General features: G+C 51.4%; 17 protein-coding genes. 10 read left to right on the forward strand and 7 right to left on the reverse strand.

Going from position 1 to position 15,842, the window contains the following annotated elements; translation table 11 throughout:
- Nucleotides 1-104 precede the first annotated feature (104 nt).
- The 3 genes from HV261_RS19870 (at nucleotide 105) to fimZ (ending at nucleotide 2,801) form a co-directional block, all read left to right on the forward strand.
- On the forward strand, nucleotides 105-833 hold the full coding sequence (locus HV261_RS19870; protein ID WP_202039226.1) for an EAL domain-containing protein: 729 nt from the start codon (nucleotides 105-107) through the stop codon (nucleotides 831-833).
- Nucleotides 834-856: 23 nt separating this feature from the next.
- Nucleotides 857-1,579, forward strand: a complete 723-nt coding sequence (gene fimY / locus HV261_RS19875; RefSeq protein ID WP_202039726.1) for a fimbria biosynthesis regulator FimY — start codon at nucleotides 857-859, stop codon at nucleotides 1,577-1,579.
- Nucleotides 1,580-2,168: 589 nt separating this feature from the next.
- The gene (fimZ, locus tag HV261_RS19880; RefSeq protein WP_005122050.1) at nucleotides 2,169-2,801 is read left to right on the forward strand and encodes a fimbria biosynthesis transcriptional regulator FimZ; all 633 of its coding nucleotides are present in this window, start codon (nucleotides 2,169-2,171) and stop codon (nucleotides 2,799-2,801) included.
- Between the two features lie 50 nt (nucleotides 2,802-2,851).
- On the opposite strand, the gene sfmF is transcribed toward fimZ, so the two are convergent.
- From sfmF to fimA, 6 genes are all read right to left on the reverse strand, one after another.
- Nucleotides 2,852-3,370, reverse strand: coding sequence for a fimbria assembly protein (gene sfmF, locus HV261_RS19885; protein WP_202039227.1), 519 nt, complete (start codon nucleotides 3,368-3,370; stop codon nucleotides 2,852-2,854).
- 10 nt (nucleotides 3,371-3,380) lie between these two features.
- Complete coding sequence (fimH, locus tag HV261_RS19890) at nucleotides 3,381-4,388, reverse strand: type 1 fimbria D-mannose specific adhesin FimH (protein WP_137384701.1); 1,008 nt, start codon at nucleotides 4,386-4,388, stop codon at nucleotides 3,381-3,383.
- 4 nt (nucleotides 4,389-4,392) lie between these two features.
- Nucleotides 4,393-7,014, reverse strand: coding sequence for a fimbrial biogenesis usher protein (locus HV261_RS19895; RefSeq protein ID WP_202039228.1), 2,622 nt, complete (start codon nucleotides 7,012-7,014; stop codon nucleotides 4,393-4,395).
- Nucleotides 7,015-7,021: 7 nt separating this feature from the next.
- The gene (gene fimC, locus HV261_RS19900) at nucleotides 7,022-7,714 is read right to left on the reverse strand and encodes a type 1 fimbria chaperone FimC (RefSeq protein ID WP_202039229.1); all 693 of its coding nucleotides are present in this window, start codon (nucleotides 7,712-7,714) and stop codon (nucleotides 7,022-7,024) included.
- A 41-nt stretch (nucleotides 7,715-7,755) separates the two neighbouring features.
- Nucleotides 7,756-8,289, reverse strand: a complete 534-nt coding sequence (gene fimI, locus HV261_RS19905) for a type 1 fimbrial protein subunit FimI (RefSeq protein WP_202039727.1) — start codon at nucleotides 8,287-8,289, stop codon at nucleotides 7,756-7,758.
- A 76-nt stretch (nucleotides 8,290-8,365) separates the two neighbouring features.
- The gene (gene fimA / locus HV261_RS19910) at nucleotides 8,366-8,920 is read right to left on the reverse strand and encodes a type 1 fimbrial major subunit FimA (protein ID WP_005122056.1); all 555 of its coding nucleotides are present in this window, start codon (nucleotides 8,918-8,920) and stop codon (nucleotides 8,366-8,368) included.
- Nucleotides 8,921-9,494: 574 nt separating this feature from the next.
- Between fimA and folD the strand changes: the two genes are divergently transcribed.
- The 3 genes from folD to HV261_RS19925 all read left to right on the forward strand — a co-directional run bounded on the left by folD (nucleotide 9,495) and on the right by HV261_RS19925 (nucleotide 11,222).
- Nucleotides 9,495-10,361, forward strand: a complete 867-nt coding sequence (folD, locus tag HV261_RS19915) for a bifunctional methylenetetrahydrofolate dehydrogenase/methenyltetrahydrofolate cyclohydrolase FolD (protein WP_137384577.1) — start codon at nucleotides 9,495-9,497, stop codon at nucleotides 10,359-10,361.
- Between the two features lies 1 nt (nucleotide 10,362).
- Nucleotides 10,363-10,575, forward strand: coding sequence for a ribosome-associated protein YbcJ (ybcJ, locus tag HV261_RS19920; RefSeq protein WP_137384578.1), 213 nt, complete (start codon nucleotides 10,363-10,365; stop codon nucleotides 10,573-10,575).
- A 122-nt stretch (nucleotides 10,576-10,697) separates the two neighbouring features.
- Nucleotides 10,698-11,222, forward strand: coding sequence for a metal-dependent hydrolase (locus HV261_RS19925; RefSeq protein WP_202039230.1), 525 nt, complete (start codon nucleotides 10,698-10,700; stop codon nucleotides 11,220-11,222).
- A 90-nt stretch (nucleotides 11,223-11,312) separates the two neighbouring features.
- Here the strand turns inward: HV261_RS19925 and cysS are convergent, their stop codons facing one another.
- Entirely contained in the window at nucleotides 11,313-12,698 is a 1,386-nt protein-coding gene (gene cysS, locus HV261_RS19930; RefSeq protein WP_202039231.1) for a cysteine--tRNA ligase, read from the reverse strand.
- Between the two features lie 173 nt (nucleotides 12,699-12,871).
- Between cysS and ppiB the strand changes: the two genes are divergently transcribed.
- The 4 genes from ppiB (at nucleotide 12,872) to purK (ending at nucleotide 15,805) form a co-directional block, all read left to right on the forward strand.
- Complete coding sequence (ppiB, locus tag HV261_RS19935; RefSeq protein ID WP_003021875.1) at nucleotides 12,872-13,366, forward strand: peptidylprolyl isomerase B; 495 nt, start codon at nucleotides 12,872-12,874, stop codon at nucleotides 13,364-13,366.
- Nucleotides 13,367-13,368: 2 nt separating this feature from the next.
- The gene (gene lpxH / locus HV261_RS19940; RefSeq protein WP_202039232.1) at nucleotides 13,369-14,091 is read left to right on the forward strand and encodes a UDP-2,3-diacylglucosamine diphosphatase; all 723 of its coding nucleotides are present in this window, start codon (nucleotides 13,369-13,371) and stop codon (nucleotides 14,089-14,091) included.
- Between the two features lie 140 nt (nucleotides 14,092-14,231).
- Complete coding sequence (gene purE / locus HV261_RS19945; RefSeq protein ID WP_202039233.1) at nucleotides 14,232-14,741, forward strand: 5-(carboxyamino)imidazole ribonucleotide mutase; 510 nt, start codon at nucleotides 14,232-14,234, stop codon at nucleotides 14,739-14,741.
- Nucleotides 14,738-15,805, forward strand: a complete 1,068-nt coding sequence (gene purK / locus HV261_RS19950; protein WP_202039234.1) for a 5-(carboxyamino)imidazole ribonucleotide synthase — start codon at nucleotides 14,738-14,740, stop codon at nucleotides 15,803-15,805. Before purE ends, purK begins: the two co-directional genes overlap by 4 nt.
- The last annotated feature ends 37 nt before the right edge of the window (nucleotides 15,806-15,842 follow it).

Here is a 15,842-nt window from a genome sequence, read left to right on the forward strand (position 1 = left end):
TACTGTACCTAATCGCATGCTGCCAGAATACCCTATGTATATTATTTCCGGGGAAACAAATAGACACACTCGGTAATATTTGCTCTGACGTCAGGGGGGATATCGTGGCACCGAGCCTGTTATTATGGAATGATAAATCTGAGCACTCTGTCTTTACCGCCAAAAACAGCGATGCAGAACCCCTGCAATTCGCACTTAAATTCGAGCCCATTGTCGATTTGTCTACCGCGTTGAGATACGGTTGTGAGGTCCTCACGCATCTTCCCGCAAATATAAACAGTGAAAAATATTTTCACCAACTGTCGGTTCAGCATCGACTGCAGCTGTTTTATCAGCAAATTGACAAAATTAAGTGCGATCAACAGAGTCTGCGCTACTCATTGAATTTACCGATGCAAGCCTTCCTGAGTTGGCCGCTATTCCATTCCCTGATTACGCCCTCTCCGTCCAGCTTGATTATCGAAATACAAGATCCAAATACGTTTTATTCTTTAAGTACACCCCAGCGGGCGATCGTCTACGGCGTAATTCAACATCTTGAAGACCATGGTATCCCAATATGGCTGGATGATGTCAATGAGCAACTGCTGGGCACATTCACCGCAGCCAACTGGCATTTGTCAGGGGTGAAGTTAGATAAAAATACGTTCTGGACACTCAGCCATGTGCCAGAAAGACTCCGCCAGGTTATTCAGATGGGGCGCGCAATCGCCAGCTTGGTGGTAGTTGAAGGAATTGAAACGCAACAACAGCAGGAAATTGCCCTGCGCGCTGGCGCAAATTTGGGTCAGGGATATTTGTGGCCAGCCATTTATCCAGAGCAGGCGCTATAGATACGGACAGGGAAAAAGGAAGGATGCGCAGTGTAAAACGCCGGGAACGGCATCGCCGTTTACGAAACGCCCACTGTACCTGGCAATATGATCACTGTGCACCGCAGGAATTTGACAGAATTGAGTATCTGGCTCAAAAACTCGATTACACATTACCGGACGACACAATATCTCAAGCGATTATCACAACCGACAACTATCTCGGCTACACACTAAATCGCTATTTATTTTCTGGTACACATACGGCCATCTTCCAGACGATTGAATCGGCCCTGCCGCTGTTGAAAGAGTCTGAAGCTAGTCAGCTGGTGGTTGATATGGATGGTGCATCACGCTCATATTTCGATGTTCTGGAATATCTTCGCCGACTCATTAAAGAACAGGCTAACATTCAAATTTTCATATTACTTCCCAGTCGCCACGAAGCGCTCAGGCACTTTATTGCGATGGCTGGGCCATTCTATATCCTGCCGCGCCGTCAGCGCCTTCCGGAGATGCGCCATGCTTTATTATCGATGGAGCCGGATCATATTCACTCCGGGCACATAAATCAGACTGACTGGGAGATGATCTCATTACTGTCACAAGGTAAATCATTAAAGAAGATTGCTCTGCTGCAGGCTCAACCCTATCACCGCGTTATCTATCGCCTGAACCAGCTGATCACGCGGCTGGGGTTGCCACATCGCCAACGTTTTTTGCATCTGATACATCGCCTGAGCGTTACCTCTCCCCATTTAATTTAACACTCTAACCCTCTGTGATATAAGAATTTATAGGAAATTACTTATTTTCAACCGAGAAAACGAATGTGATTTTTACAAACATTTAATATTTACAACTATTCCTGGTATTATATGTCGCGCAGGTATCCTGCCTTAGCTGACAGATTCAGTACATTTCGACAAAAAAGAATTGCCTCGCCGCCTTAACAAAACCTAAACAATTAGCCCATTGTGTCGTTTTTACTATTTAAAAAATTTTTTCAATCTGCCATAATTCAAACAGCAGGAGATTAATATCAATAGTCATTACCATGCCCTGATCTTTCAGGATATCCTAACAGACATTATGAACTTACGTGCTATAAGCCTTTTCCGAAAGTGCAGAGCAGGTATAATCCTCACTGTTTTCTGATTAATTGTAAGTTTTCCCTGGTGTGAAATGGATATTCCACAAACTCATTGTTCTGACGTAGAACAGCCGAATAAACAAGGATGACATAATATTTATTCGGTTCTTCTTCCAGAGCAATCCTTGGCTATTTGACAATATTATAACGCCTGATGTTTTATCAAAATCGCAAGATACACAAACAGTTTGAGGCATACAACAATGAAACCAGCATCCGTTATCATTATGGACGAACACCCTATTGTCAGAATGTCGATAGAAGTACTGCTCGAAAAAAATAGTAATATTCAGGTTGTTCTGGAAACCGATGACAGTCGTGCAGCAATAGATCATCTACGGACCTATCCAGTCGATCTGGTCATTCTGGATATTGAACTACCTGGCTCCGATGGGTTTACATTACTCAAGAGAATAAAATCTCTGCAGGAAAAAACCCGGGTGTTGTTTCTATCCTCAAAGTCTGAATCGTTTTATGCCGGACGGGCAATCCGCGCCGGTGCCAATGGCTTCGTCAGCAAACGAAAGGATCTCAATGATATCTATAACGCGGTAAAAATGATTTTATCAGGATATTCATTTTTCCCTTCAGATACGCTTAATTTTATTAATAATATTAATATACGCAAAGGTGTGCTGAATGACATGCCGTTATCGAATCGCGAGGTTACAGTTTTACGTTATCTGGCAAATGGGTTATCTAATAAAGAGATTGCTGAGCAACTTTTATTGAGTAATAAAACAATCAGTGCTCACAAAGCTAACATCTATTCCAAGCTCGGGCTGCATACCATTGTTGAGCTAATCGATTATGCAAAGATGCATGAATTAATGTGATCGCCCTCCCGGCGCGGCGTCGTTCGGGAGGGCTTTATCAGCGCATGATGTCAATTGTAGTTAATCATAAACGTAGCATCTGCTTTCGCGATCCCCGGTTGAACGCCCTCTGCCAGCGCAATATAGTTGGCAAAAAAAGTCATCATCGCATTGCCATTCTCATCAATGTTTACTGCCTGGCTGGCTTGTTCAAGCGGTAATCGCGTACGGTCGCTATCGTGCAATTCAATCGCGACCTTTTGTGCCATCACGGCATCGTCCAGCGCCAACAACGTGGTACCCGCTGCCGGTGTGCCGGAAAAGGTTATCGAGGCCGACCCCGGCGGGCAGCCTTCAAGTTTCAACGTAAAGGGAACCGGTTGGGTCGTATCCCCGGTGGTCTTTAGTTGTTTTGTCGGCCAGGTGCCTAATTCAACCAACTTATTATTGTCACTGGCAATAACCGCACAGGTGAAGTCCACGATATTACCGTGCAGTTCGATATTAATCTCACCCAGCGAGGTATCCGCCTGACATAGCGAACTGGCTGACACTGCGGATATCAATACGAAAAGCGCACGACGTCTCATTGTTCTCGGCTTATTCATAATCAACTCGCAGATAGCCACGGGCGGTGAAAGGCCCTTCCGCTGGTTTATTGCCCGTCACGCTGACTGGCCATGCTCTAATGCCAACCCGTGCGGCAGCGTTATCATCTAACTGAAAGGGAATGGTGCTGGACAGATTGTTGGGGGTCAGCGGTTTACCGCTGCTGTCGGCCACGATAAAACCTAAATCGGGGTTGTCCGATATCATCATTTGCCCGGACGCTTTTTCGGCCTCGACCCGCATGGTCAGATAAGCTTGCGCGGCAACATTTGTACACTTTATGGCGACCGTTTTCGTTTGCGTATTGATACCTTCGGGCCGGTTACCGGCCCCCGCCTTGCTGAACAACGAGGCACCAATATCGCCAAAATCAAACTCCACGATTTGCCCGGCATTCACCTCACAGTTTTGTGGAACTTCCACCTTGCCGCTGTAGCTTATGGTGTAAACCGGCGTACTCAGCGCATCTCCCGTGCTGGTAGTGACATAGACACTGAACATCGTCTGTCGCGGGATCGGCACCATGTTGATAAATGAGCGAATCACTTTTAATTTAAACACCAGCTTCGAATCCATCACGCCAAAAGGCTGCTGCTTGGAAACGTTGGGGTGATTCCCCATGCGGATATAATTGCGTGGGGGATAAAACAACCCGGCGTAGCTGTCGGTGATACTCATGGCCCCCAACAGGTAATCATTGAGTTTCAGATACTGAAAGTTATTTTCCGTACTTTGCACGGGGAGTTCGGTCACATAACTTCGGTAGGTGTAATTCACCGTCGTCCCTGCCGGGCAGGTTGCATTCACCCCGACCCAGCCTGACTTTTCAGGCAATGTCACTACCTGGCCCGGTTGGTTATTGCTGCTGTTAAAAACATTCGACAGATCGTAATAAACGTCCGTTGGCGTTCCGTTCGAGTTATGGCAGACCTTCGCCCATGATGTATTAGCTATAAGCAGTAAAGCGCTTCCCAGTAGCAAACCGGTTTGTCGTTTCATCATATTATCCCTGTCGCGCCGACGGTCGTTGGCACGTCACGTTGGTGAGCGTTACGGCCTGTTTCAGGCTCTCTTCAGGCAAGATGTAGTGCGCTTCACAGCGTGCATTTGCGCCTTCACCCCATTGGATCAGCAAGTTGCCTTTGAGCGGTAGACCACTCAGATAAATTTGTCCATCTTCACCGACCATGCTGGTGACGCCGCTCGTGGTTTCGCGTACCACCGACCCAAATGGCACCGGTTTTCCATCCCGGTTAACCGTGATAAGCGCCCGCACGCCAATGCGTGTATCAAACGCCGCACGTACCAGTGCCCCCTGCGTTGGCACAACGCTGCTAACGTTATTTTCCACATCGGTGTTGTTATTCATTGAATTGGTATCCAGCGCGACGCGGTTGTAGCGATAAACGGTGGCATACGGCATGACCGCGTAGCCACGCCAGTCAGTGTGCACGCCGGTCTGGTTTTCTATCCGCACTCCCTGGGCACCTGGTGCTTTTATCAGTACGTTGGTATCGCCCAGTGGTTGGCTGAGCGTAATGCCGTCCGCATGTCCGATGACGCCACCGGAGAGTTGCCAGTTATAGTCATGCTGGTCACGGTCATAGTTGTAACCCACGCCCAGCGTGCCATAGGCCGCCTGCCAGTTCGCGTTGGCGCTCCCGCTGTACCCGTTGGAGCTGCTGTGTCCCTGATTAACGCTGTAGCTGAGATTGCGCCCATCTAACAGCGTGCCGCCAATACCGCTTTGCCAGCTGTTTTGTCCATTGCTGTTACGGTTCGCATTAAACGTGGCGTAGGTGCGATCGAGTGCGTTATCACGCGAGTAGCGCCGCCCGGTCAGCAGACTGAACGGTACGGACACATTGAAGGCCAGGATGCGGTCGGTATCGGCGATCCCGACCGATTCATTCCATGACCAGGAGAGTGAATAGCTAATCCCCTGCCAGCCGCTGGCATACCCCAACTGGTACCAGGTATTGGTATCTGAGGTATTCCAGTACGTTTGCTGGCTACCCGAAACATACAGTGAACCGTAATCGCCAAGGTTCTGCGAAATGTTGATCTGAAAACGGCCCTTTTTGCTGTAGCTCAGATTGTGATAGCTCTTCACTTGTGGAACATCGTGGCGATTCCCTTCGCTGTCATATTCGTACTCGTAACCTTCCATACTGCGATACGCCACATCATCGAGGGTATAAAACCCGCGCGTCGAATAGCGGTACCCCAACAGCTGGAAGTTGGTACCGAAGTTGTTCAGTGATTTTGCATACAGGAAACGCAGCGATTGCCCCTGATGCGTACTGTCATCCGCCAGTTGGCTACGGGCATGCGTTAAATCGACAGAGACGGCTCCCCAGTCACCCAGGTTGCGGCCGGTGCCTAACACCAGCGCGGTGTAGCGTGAGGCTAGCTGCGTGCCGCCATACGCGGTGTAACCTTCTGGTAGCCCGGTGATTAACGTTCCCTGGAAAAAGAATGGCGAAGACTGCTGGCTATTACCGCTACGAAAATCCCCGGCGACAACGTCATATTTGAAACGCCCTTCACGCTGCAGCAGAGGTACCGTGGAATACGGCACCGTATAGCGCTGTTGGCTGCCATCCTTCTCATCCACCGTTACGTCCAGGTCACCACTCGATGAGGTGGGGTTGAGATCGGTTATCGAAAAAGCGCCTGGCGAAACATAGCTTTGATAAATCACGTAGCCATTCTGGCGAATCGTCAGTTTCGCTGCGGTACGCGCAATCCCACGGACGGTTGGCGCGTAGCCCTGTAAACTGTCGGGATACATGCTGTCAGACGAATAGAGACGCGCACCACGAAAACCGATGCTGTCAAAAACGTCGTTGCCAGTGTTACTGTCACCCATCACCAGCTCACCCTTCAGCGGAATAATCGCGCGCTGAAGCCATGTGCCAATATTTTTCCAGCTTTGCGAATGGTAGCCGTCACCTTTCGAGTAGTTCCATGCACCGTTATTTCTCAGCCGCCATGGGCCATAATTCAGACCGCTTAACATGCTTAAGAAATAGCTGTCGGTATCGCTGCCGCGACTGCCGGTAAAGCTGTAGTTAACCAGCGCCGCCGGAATACCCTCATCCCACTCCTCTGGCGGAATATAACCACGCGCGCTGTTCAACATTGAGGCTTGCGGCAGACTGACATTTAAGCGCAGCGTAGAAAAATCGAAGGCAATTTCGCTACCAGGAATCGCCTCTGGCAAATTAATACAGCTATTGTTCGCGTCCTGACTGAGTGCCGGAAACGCAGTGATATTGACGCCAAGGCGTTTAACCCAGTCGAGATCAAAGCACGGCATCAGCCCGCCGGATTTTTCTCCGGCTTTCCCCGCGCTGGTGGCGAAACGAATATCCTGGGTGGCCACAAACTCGTCATTGCGCCAAATATCCACACGATAAACGCCTGCAGGCTGGTGATTTCCTTTTTCAAAACGAGACAAATCCGCCACGGTAGCGGTATCCGCAGATAAAAATGCCGGATTGAAATAGCTTTCACCGTGGCTAAAAGAGGGAAAGAGCGCGGCCAGCGTGGACAACGCCACCCCCGCCAGCGGTGGCGTAACCCCCGGTAACAGGCCAGGAAAATACGTTGTCTTATTCATCGTTTTCTCAACGCACGCTAACCGTTTTAGCGGTGGTTACTGCGCCATAATCGTTCACCGTCTGGAATGTAACGTTTCCCTGAACGCCCGTCGGCAACGGGACCTGCGTGTCATTTTTTGGCGCAACCATGACGTTATCAATCTTCGTATTTCCGACATTGAGATTGACCAGCGTGACGTAATAGGCCGACGGGTTGGTGATTTTCAGGCGGTTGCCGGTCCGGGAAAACTGCAGCATGCCTGGCGCATCTTCCGCGATTTGTGGCAGATTATTTGGGCGGACAAAGAGTTTGATGCGCGACAAAATCGCCAGTTGCAGAACGTTTTTCCCCTCAAGGCTGTTTTTATTGACCGACGGAATAGCCTTCACATTCATCCAGAACAGCGATTCACGGTCTTTGGGCAGCGGCTCGCCCGCGTAGATGATACGCAGCGTATTTTCGCTTTTAGGCTCACTGACAAACAGCGGCGGTGTGACCACAAACGATTTATCTTTGACGCCTGCGCTGTTCTCTATCCATGAATTAATCAGGAAACGTTCTTTGGTATCACTATTACTAATGGCGAGGGACGTTTGTTTAGCCTCGGCAGGATAAATAACGCGAGTTGCACCTAATGCAATTCCTCCAGAGGCCTGCGCACTGGTGGCAGAAAATAAGGCCAGTAAAATGATAAAGCCTGATTTTAGATAATTAAACATAGCTACAAATACCTTTGGCGTGATTATCGTCAGGAAATAAATCAGGGATACACCAATGTAAACCACACATCTGAACGAAGCGTTCCCGGCGTTATATATTCCGAGACTGCCCGATAGCGCGCAGTGAAATGAAACGTCATCTCTTGCGTTAAAATCGGGGCATAATGAAGCGGCTGCGCGTTCGGAATTATTTGTCGCTGTCGCTCATCAAATAACGCCAAACCAATACCCGAAGCCGCAGACGCATCGCCGCTGGCAAGAAAGACCTGTGGATCTTCGGCTGGCGTAACGCCCGCAAAGGCAATCCCCACGTGGTCATAAACATCAGCACTGCACGACGTCAGGCGCAGCGAAAACGGTACGCTGGTAGAGGCAAAGCTTCCCGTCCCGGAGAACGCGTTAGTGCGGTACGGCCCCATTTGCACCCGTAAACTCTGGCTGTCCGTGGCAACCGTACAGGCTCCATTAACCAACTGCCCACGTAAATGAAGACGGCCACTTTCCAGTATCACGGTGTGTGCAAACGCCGGCATTACGCAGACCATTCCCGCCAGCGCTACGCCTTTCCCTATCATCTGCCACATCCTTCATCATCCCCGGATAGTGCCTCATCCCATGAGGCGGTAGTCATCCCTGCGAGAATCAAACGGCTTATTCGTACTTCATGATGAAGGTCGCATCCGCGTTTGCCTGACCCGGCGTAGCGCTGGTTGCTGTGGCTTTATAACGCGCGGAGAAACGCAGGGTGTTGGTACCTTCCACCAGCGCCTGAGCGGTTGAGAAGGTCGCGCCATCTGGCTTCAGTGCGGTGGAGGTGTTGTCGAGGATTTCGATCCCTACGCCGCCCGCTGTGGTGCTGTTATCCGAGGAGGAGAGAGCCAACAGGCTGTTGTTGGTAAGATCCGTCTGGCCCGAGAAAGCAACAGCAGCAGTCGCAGCAACTTTCGGGTCACAGTCGTTCAGCACAATGGAGAACGGAATTTGCGCCGTGGTGTCACCGACGGCGGTGAAGCTGGCGGTACGATATTGGCCTAATGTAACAACCTGGTCGGCTGACTGAGTGCTCACTGCACAGGCTGCATTGACCAGTTCACCTTCAAAGTGAACCGTACCGCCGCTCACGCTTACCGGATCTGCCGCCACCGCTGCGCCCGCCATTAACATCATGCTGGCAAAAACAGAAGAGGTCATTAATTTACGTTTCATGGATTTCCCTTGAATTACACACATCCGGCGCCAGCGTCCTGCGGGCTCCGTTTGAATCATTATCGACATTAAATGTCAGGCAAATTATCTCTGCGTCCTGTAAAGATATATATCGAGAGAGAATTAGCGAAACGTGTACCCCCACTCTCCTGAGTATTTGATTCACTAATTAATCTTCACGAATATGACAATTCGTCACAGGGATAAATTAAACATTTCAATTAATGAAAAATACCTGTAATTCCTTTTAATGCCCCTGGCTTATTCTTATTGGACTCTAAGAAAATTCCGGGTGGAAATGAGGCAAAAACATCCATATCAAGACGTAACAGTCTGGTTTCTGAGATATTACCCATGAAAACTTCAGGGTGATGAGTTGTTTCATTTAGGTTAAGTTTCATTAGCATGCTTATGAATAACGCGCCAACGTCCAACACCTGCTGCCGCGCTCACGGGCTACGCGAAACACGCCACCGCACGTAAAAACGCAAACGAAAACTGACAGCACGCCCCGCTTCTGACAAAATAGTCACATCCCCTTCGACTTAACGTAACAGACGGAATCCTCTCTCTGATGGCAGCAAAGATTATTGACGGTAAAACGATTGCGCAGCAGGTGCGCTCTGAGGTTGCTCAAAAAGTTCAGGCGCGTTTAGCGGCTGGATTACGCGCCCCAGGACTGGCTGTTGTGCTGGTAGGTAGCAACCCGGCTTCGCAGATTTACGTGGCAAGTAAACGCAAAGCCTGCGACGAAGTGGGGTTTGTCTCCCGCTCCTATGACCTGCCTGAAACCACCAGCGAGGCGGAGCTTCTTGAGCTGATCGATACGCTCAATGCAGATGCCACCATCGATGGTATCCTGGTACAACTGCCGTTGCCGGCGGGCATCGACAACGTCAAAGTTCTGGAGCGTATTGCGCCGGACAAAGACGTCGACGGTTTCCATCCGTATAACGTCGGCCGTCTGTGCCAACGCGCACCGCGCCTGCGTCCATGTACTCCACGCGGTATCGTGACCCTGCTTGAACGCTACAACATCGACACTTATGGCCTGAACGCCGTGGTGATTGGCGCTTCCAATATTGTCGGTCGCCCGATGAGCATGGAGTTGCTGCTGGCGGGTTGCACCACCACGGTCACCCACCGATTCACAAAGGACCTGCGTCGCCACGTCGAGCACGCCGACTTGCTGATTGTTGCCGTTGGCAAACCTGGTTTTATTCCGGGTGAGTGGATCAAAGAAGGTGCAATTGTGATTGATGTCGGCATCAACCGTCTGGAGAATGGTAAGGTTGTTGGTGATGTGGTCTTTGAGGATGCTGCCGCACGTGCGTCGTATATTACGCCGGTGCCGGGTGGCGTTGGCCCAATGACGGTCGCCACGCTTATCGAAAACACGCTGCAGGCGTGTGTTGAATATCATGATGTAAAGGACGTTTAAGATGGCCACATTTTCACTGGGTAAACACCCTCACGTTGAACTCTGCGATTTGCTGAAGCTGGAAGGCTGGAGCGAAAGCGGCGCCCAGGCAAAAATTGCTATTGGCGAAGGGTTAGTGAAGGTCGACGGTGTTGTTGAAACGCGCAAGCGCTGCAAAATCGTTGCCGGACAGACCGTCAGCTTTGAAGGACACAGCATTAACGTCATCGCGTGATCCCAGATGCCGGATGACGGTTTGCACCTTATCCGGCCACATCCCCCATTTTCAGATAATGACTTCATCCCCACTTCACCGTGGCCTGTTAGCATGCTGTTTTTTCACCCGAAGCGATCATCATGCCAACTATTGTTACCCACGCTGCCGTTCCACTCTGTTTAGGGTTAGGTCTCGGACTTAAAGTCATCCCTGCGCGATTACTGTTTACCGGCATCGCTCTGGCGATGCTGCCAGACGCTGACGTCTTATCATTTAAGCTCGGCGTTGCTTACGGTAACGTCTTCGGCCATCGCGGATTTACCCACTCGTTGCTGTTCGCCTTTGTCGTGCCGCTACTTTGCGTATTGATTGGCCGACGATGGTTTAAGGCTGGACTAATACGCTGCTGGTTATTTTTGACGGTGTCGTTGCTGTCGCACAGCCTGCTGGATTCGGTAGCCACCGGAGGGAAAGGCGTTGGCTGGCTGTGGCCGTGGTCAGATGAACGCTTCTTTGCACCGTGGCAGGTGATTAAAGTCGCGCCGTTTGCGCTGCCGCGCTACGCCACGCCATACGGGCACCAGGTGATACTTTCGGAATTGATGTGGGTATGGCTACCGGGAGTTATGATGATGGGTGTGCTGTGGTGGTATCGAAAATATTAATCTGCCGGATGCGACGCGCTGCGTCTTATCCGGCCTACACTCGCTCTTTTGTGGGCCCGGTAAGCGTAGGCGCCACCGGGCATTACAGAGTTACTTACGGCGCCAGGTGGTGCCCTGCGGACCATCTTCCAGCACGATGCCCATCTCGTTCAGACGATCGCGTGCCGCATCCGCCGCTGCCCAGTCTTTCGCTTTACGGGCATCTAAACGCTGTTGAATCAGCGCTTCAATCTCCGCAACTTCACCGTCATCCGCCTGCGCACCGCTTTGCAGGAACGCTTCTGGTTCCTGTTCCAGCAGGCCCAGTACGCTGGAAAGCTTACGCAGATGCGCAGCCATGCCGTTCGCCGCCGCCATATCTTCACCCTTCAGACGGTTAACCTCACGCGCCATGTCAAACAGCACGGAGTAGGCTTCTGGCGTATTAAAATCATCGTTCATCGCTTCAATGAAACGCGCTTCAAAGGCTTCGCCCCCCGCAGGAGCAACGGACTTGTCGGTGCCGCGCAGCGCGGTATACAAGCGCTCCAGCGCTGAGCGAGCCTGCTTCAGGTTCTCTTCGCTGTAGTTCAGTTGGCTACGATAATGGCCAGACATCAGGAAATAGCGAATGGTTTCGGCGTCATAATATTTCAGCACGTCGCGAACGGTGAAGAAGTTGCCCAGTGATTTGGACATTTTCTCACGGTCAACCATCACCATCCCGGAGTGCATCCAGTAATTGACGTATTCACCGTCATGCGCACAGGTGGACTGCGCGATTTCGTTTTCATGGTGCGGGAACATCAGGTCAGAGCCGCCGCCGTGAATATCAAAATGGTTGCCCAGCTGTTTGCAGTTCATCGCCGAACACTCAATGTGCCAGCCCGGACGACCCGCGCCCCACGGTGACGGCCAGCTCGGCTCGCCCTCTTTGGACATCTTCCACAACACGAAGTCCATCGGGTTACGCTTCACATCCACTACATCCACGCGGGCACCCGCCTGCAGCTGATCCAGGTCCTGACGTGACAACTGACCGTAATGCGGATCGGTCGGCACGTCAAACATCACGTCGCCGTTATCGGCAACGTAAGCGTGGCCTTTGGCAATCAGCTGTTCGGTGATTTCAATAATCTCAGGGATATGATGCGTAGCACGCGGTTCAAGATCCGGACGCAGAATATTCAGCGCATCGAAATCGTTATGCATTTCCGCAATCATGCGATCAACCAGCGCCACAAAGCTCTCGCCATTTTCATTAGCGCGCTTAATGATTTTGTCGTCGATATCGGTAATGTTGCGCACATACTTCAGCTTGTAGCCGAGGAAGCGCAGATAACGGGCAACAACGTCGAAAGAAACAAAGGTACGCCCGTGTCCAATATGACAGAGATCGTAAACGGTGATGCCACACACGTACATGCCGACTTCCCCGGCATGAATGGGTTTGAATTCCTCTTTTTGGCGCGTCAGTGTATTAAAGATTTTTAACATCGAAGATTCCGTGTAGACGTGTGTGGATAACAAAGCCCTATAATACCTATAAATTGGCCCCGAAGCAGCACACTTTGCAAGGTGATCGAACCTTGCGGTTATGCTATAACAAGCCCCTATCATGTGACCCTGACCAGGGTCGAAGCACCACTCTATCGGAACAGGATGCAAAAATGGTTACTTTCCACACTAATCACGGCGATATCGTAATCAAAACGTTTGATGATAAAGCGCCTGAAACAGTTAAAAACTTCCTGGACTACTGCCGCGAAGGTTTTTACAACAACACCATTTTCCACCGTGTTATTAACGGTTTCATGATCCAGGGCGGCGGTTTTGAGCCGGGCATGAAGCAAAAAGCCACGAAAGAGGCGATCAAAAACGAAGCCAACAACGGTCTGAAAAACACCCGTGGAACGCTGGCAATGGCGCGTACTCAGGCTCCGCACTCAGCAACCGCACAGTTCTTCATCAACGTTGCTGACAACGACTTCCTGAACTTCTCCGGCGAAAGCATGCAGGGCTGGGGTTACTGTGTATTCGCTGAAGTTGTCGAAGGTATGGATGTCGTTGATAAAATCAAAGGCGTTTCCACCGGTCGCAGCGGTATGCATCAGGATGTACCAAAAGAAGACGTTATCATCGAAAACGTGACCGTCAGCGAGTAATCGTGACGACACTGTTTATTGCAGATCTCCATCTCTGCACGGAAGAACCGGCGATCACCGCCGGTTTTCTGCGTTTTTTAGCCGGCGATGCACGCAAGGTCGATGCGCTGTACATTCTTGGCGATCTGTTTGAAGCCTGGATAGGCGATGACGATCCCAATCCCCTACATCGTGAAATGGCCGCAGCGATAAAAGCGCTGACGGATTCCGGTGTTCCCTGCTTTTTCATTCATGGCAATCGCGATTTTCTGATCGGCAAGCGTTTTGCCCGTGAGAGCGGCATGACCCTGTTACCCGAAGAAAAAGTGCTCGACCTGTATGGCCGTAAGGTACTGATCATGCATGGCGACACCTTATGCACCGACGACGCAGGCTATCAGGCGTTTCGCGCCAAAGTGCATCAACCCTGGTTACAGAAGCTGTTCCTCGCCCTGCCGTTATTCATTCGCCAACGTATTGCCGCGAAGATGCGCGCCAACAGCAAAGCTGCCAATAGCAGTAAATCGCTGGAGATCATGGATGTGAATCCACAGGCCGTCATTGCCGAAATGGAGAAACATCAGGTCCAGTGGTTAATTCACGGTCATACCCATCGCCCGGCAGTCCACGAACTCACGGCCAATGCGCAACCCGCTTTCCGCGTGGTGTTAGGTGCCTGGCACACCGAAGGTTCGATGATTAAAGTCACACCTGACGACGTTGAACTGATCGCTTTTCCGTTTTAATTCTGCAGATACAGCCAACAAAGAGGCAGCTTGAAGAGTGAAGTGTAAAGCAACGCAATCGTTTTCCTTGTTTTTAAAACGTGCTATTCTCTCTCGCCTCTAAAGCAGTGTGAAGCACACCCACAGGAGTTTTTAGACGCATGTCTTCCCGCAATAATCCGGCGCGTGTCGCCATCGTGATGGGGTCCAAAAGCGACTGGGCTACCATGCAGTTCGCCGCCGAAATCTTCGAAATGCTGGACGTTCCACACCATGTTGAAGTCGTCTCAGCCCACCGTACCCCTGACAAACTGTTCAGCTTCGCCGAAAGTGCTGAAGAGAACGGTTATCAGGTCATTATTGCGGGTGCTGGCGGTGCAGCGCATCTGCCGGGCATGATTGCCGCGAAAACGCTGGTCCCCGTGTTAGGCGTTCCGGTACAAAGCGCAGCGTTGAGCGGCGTAGATAGCCTCTATTCGATCGTGCAGATGCCACGCGGCATCCCTGTGGGTACGCTGGCGATTGGTAAAGCGGGTGCGGCCAATGCGGCCCTGCTGGCAGCACAAATTCTGGCAACACACGATAAAGAACTGCATCTGCGTCTAAGCGACTGGCGCAAAGCACAAACCGATGAGGTACTGGAGAACCCAGACCCGCGAGGTGCGGCATGAAGCAGGTCTGCGTACTCGGTAACGGCCAGTTAGGGCGCATGCTGCGCCAGGCCGGCGAGCCGCTGGGCATTGCGGTCTGGCCAGTCGGGCTGGATGCCGAACCCACCGCCGTTCCCTTTCAGCAAAGCGTCATTACCGCTGAGATCGAGCGCTGGCCGGAAACCGCGTTAACCCGCGAGCTGGCACGCCATCCGGCGTTCGTGAATCGTGATGTCTTCCCGATTATTGCCGACCGCCTGACGCAAAAGCAGCTTTTTGACAAACTCAACCTGGCAACCGCGCCGTGGCAACTGCTGGCAGAGAAAAGCGAATGGTCTGCAGTATTCGACAAACTCGGCGAGCTGGCGATTGTGAAACGTCGCGTTGGCGGCTATGACGGTCGCGGACAGTGGCGTTTACGCGCAAATGAAACAGAACAATTGCCGGATGATTGCTACGGCGAGTGTATCGTCGAGCAGGGCATTAACTTCTCGGGTGAAGTGTCGCTGGTAGGCGCTCGCGCACATGACGGCAGCACGGTTTTCTATCCGCTGACCCACAACCTGCATCAGGACGGCATTCTGCGCACCAGCGTGGTGTTCCCGCAGGCTAACGCCAGACAGCAGGAGCAGGCCGAAGCGATGCTTTCCGCCATCATGCAGGCGCTGGGTTATGTCGGCGTGATGGCGATGGAATGTTTCATTACCCCGGAAGGTCTGCTGATTAACGAACTGGCGCCTCGCGTGCACAACAGCGGGCACTGGACGCAAAACGGCGCCAGCATCAGCCAGTTCGAGTTGCACCTGCGCGCCATTACCAACCTTCCGTTACCGACGCCGGTAGTGAACAATCCTTCGGTGATGGTGAACCTGATTGGTAGCGACCTGAACTACGACTGGCTGAAACTGCCGCTGGTCCATCTGCACTGGTACGACAAAGAAGTGCGCGAAGGGCGTAAAGTCGGCCACCTGAACCTGAGCGACAGCGATACTGCACGTCTAACTGCCACGCTCGAAGCATTAATTCCCCTACTGCCGCCGGAATATGCCAGCGGAATTATCTGGGCGCAATCAAAGCTGAAATAAGCCATTAATGCCGGGGAGTTGATTTTATCCTTCCCCG

It is taken from the genome of Citrobacter sp. RHBSTW-00671, assembly GCF_014103415.1.
Lineage (GTDB): Bacteria > Pseudomonadota > Gammaproteobacteria > Enterobacterales > Enterobacteriaceae > Citrobacter.

Excerpts from the sequence above, each read along its gene's own strand:
- fimY (WP_202039726.1), top strand. The coding sequence starts at position 857 with ATGCGCAGTGTAAAACGCCGGGAACGGCATCGCCGTTTACGAAACGCC.
- fimZ (WP_005122050.1), top strand. The coding sequence starts at position 2,169 with ATGAAACCAGCATCCGTTATCATTATGGACGAACACCCTATTGTCAGA.
- sfmF (WP_202039227.1), bottom strand. The coding sequence starts at position 3,370 with ATGAGACGTCGTGCGCTTTTCGTATTGATATCCGCAGTGTCAGCCAGT.
- fimH (WP_137384701.1), bottom strand. The coding sequence starts at position 4,388 with ATGAAACGACAAACCGGTTTGCTACTGGGAAGCGCTTTACTGCTTATA.
- HV261_RS19895 (WP_202039228.1), bottom strand. The coding sequence starts at position 7,014 with ATGAATAAGACAACGTATTTTCCTGGCCTGTTACCGGGGGTTACGCCA.
- fimC (WP_202039229.1), bottom strand. The coding sequence starts at position 7,714 with ATGTTTAATTATCTAAAATCAGGCTTTATCATTTTACTGGCCTTATTT.
- fimI (WP_202039727.1), bottom strand. The coding sequence starts at position 8,289 with ATGATAGGGAAAGGCGTAGCGCTGGCGGGAATGGTCTGCGTAATGCCG.
- fimA (WP_005122056.1), bottom strand. The coding sequence starts at position 8,920 with ATGAAACGTAAATTAATGACCTCTTCTGTTTTTGCCAGCATGATGTTA.
- folD (WP_137384577.1), top strand. The coding sequence starts at position 9,495 with ATGGCAGCAAAGATTATTGACGGTAAAACGATTGCGCAGCAGGTGCGC.
- ybcJ (WP_137384578.1), top strand. The coding sequence starts at position 10,363 with ATGGCCACATTTTCACTGGGTAAACACCCTCACGTTGAACTCTGCGAT.
- HV261_RS19925 (WP_202039230.1), top strand. The coding sequence starts at position 10,698 with ATGCCAACTATTGTTACCCACGCTGCCGTTCCACTCTGTTTAGGGTTA.
- cysS (WP_202039231.1), bottom strand. The coding sequence starts at position 12,698 with ATGTTAAAAATCTTTAATACACTGACGCGCCAAAAAGAGGAATTCAAA.
- ppiB (WP_003021875.1), top strand. The coding sequence starts at position 12,872 with ATGGTTACTTTCCACACTAATCACGGCGATATCGTAATCAAAACGTTT.
- purE (WP_202039233.1), top strand. The coding sequence starts at position 14,232 with ATGTCTTCCCGCAATAATCCGGCGCGTGTCGCCATCGTGATGGGGTCC.
- purK (WP_202039234.1), top strand. The coding sequence starts at position 14,738 with ATGAAGCAGGTCTGCGTACTCGGTAACGGCCAGTTAGGGCGCATGCTG.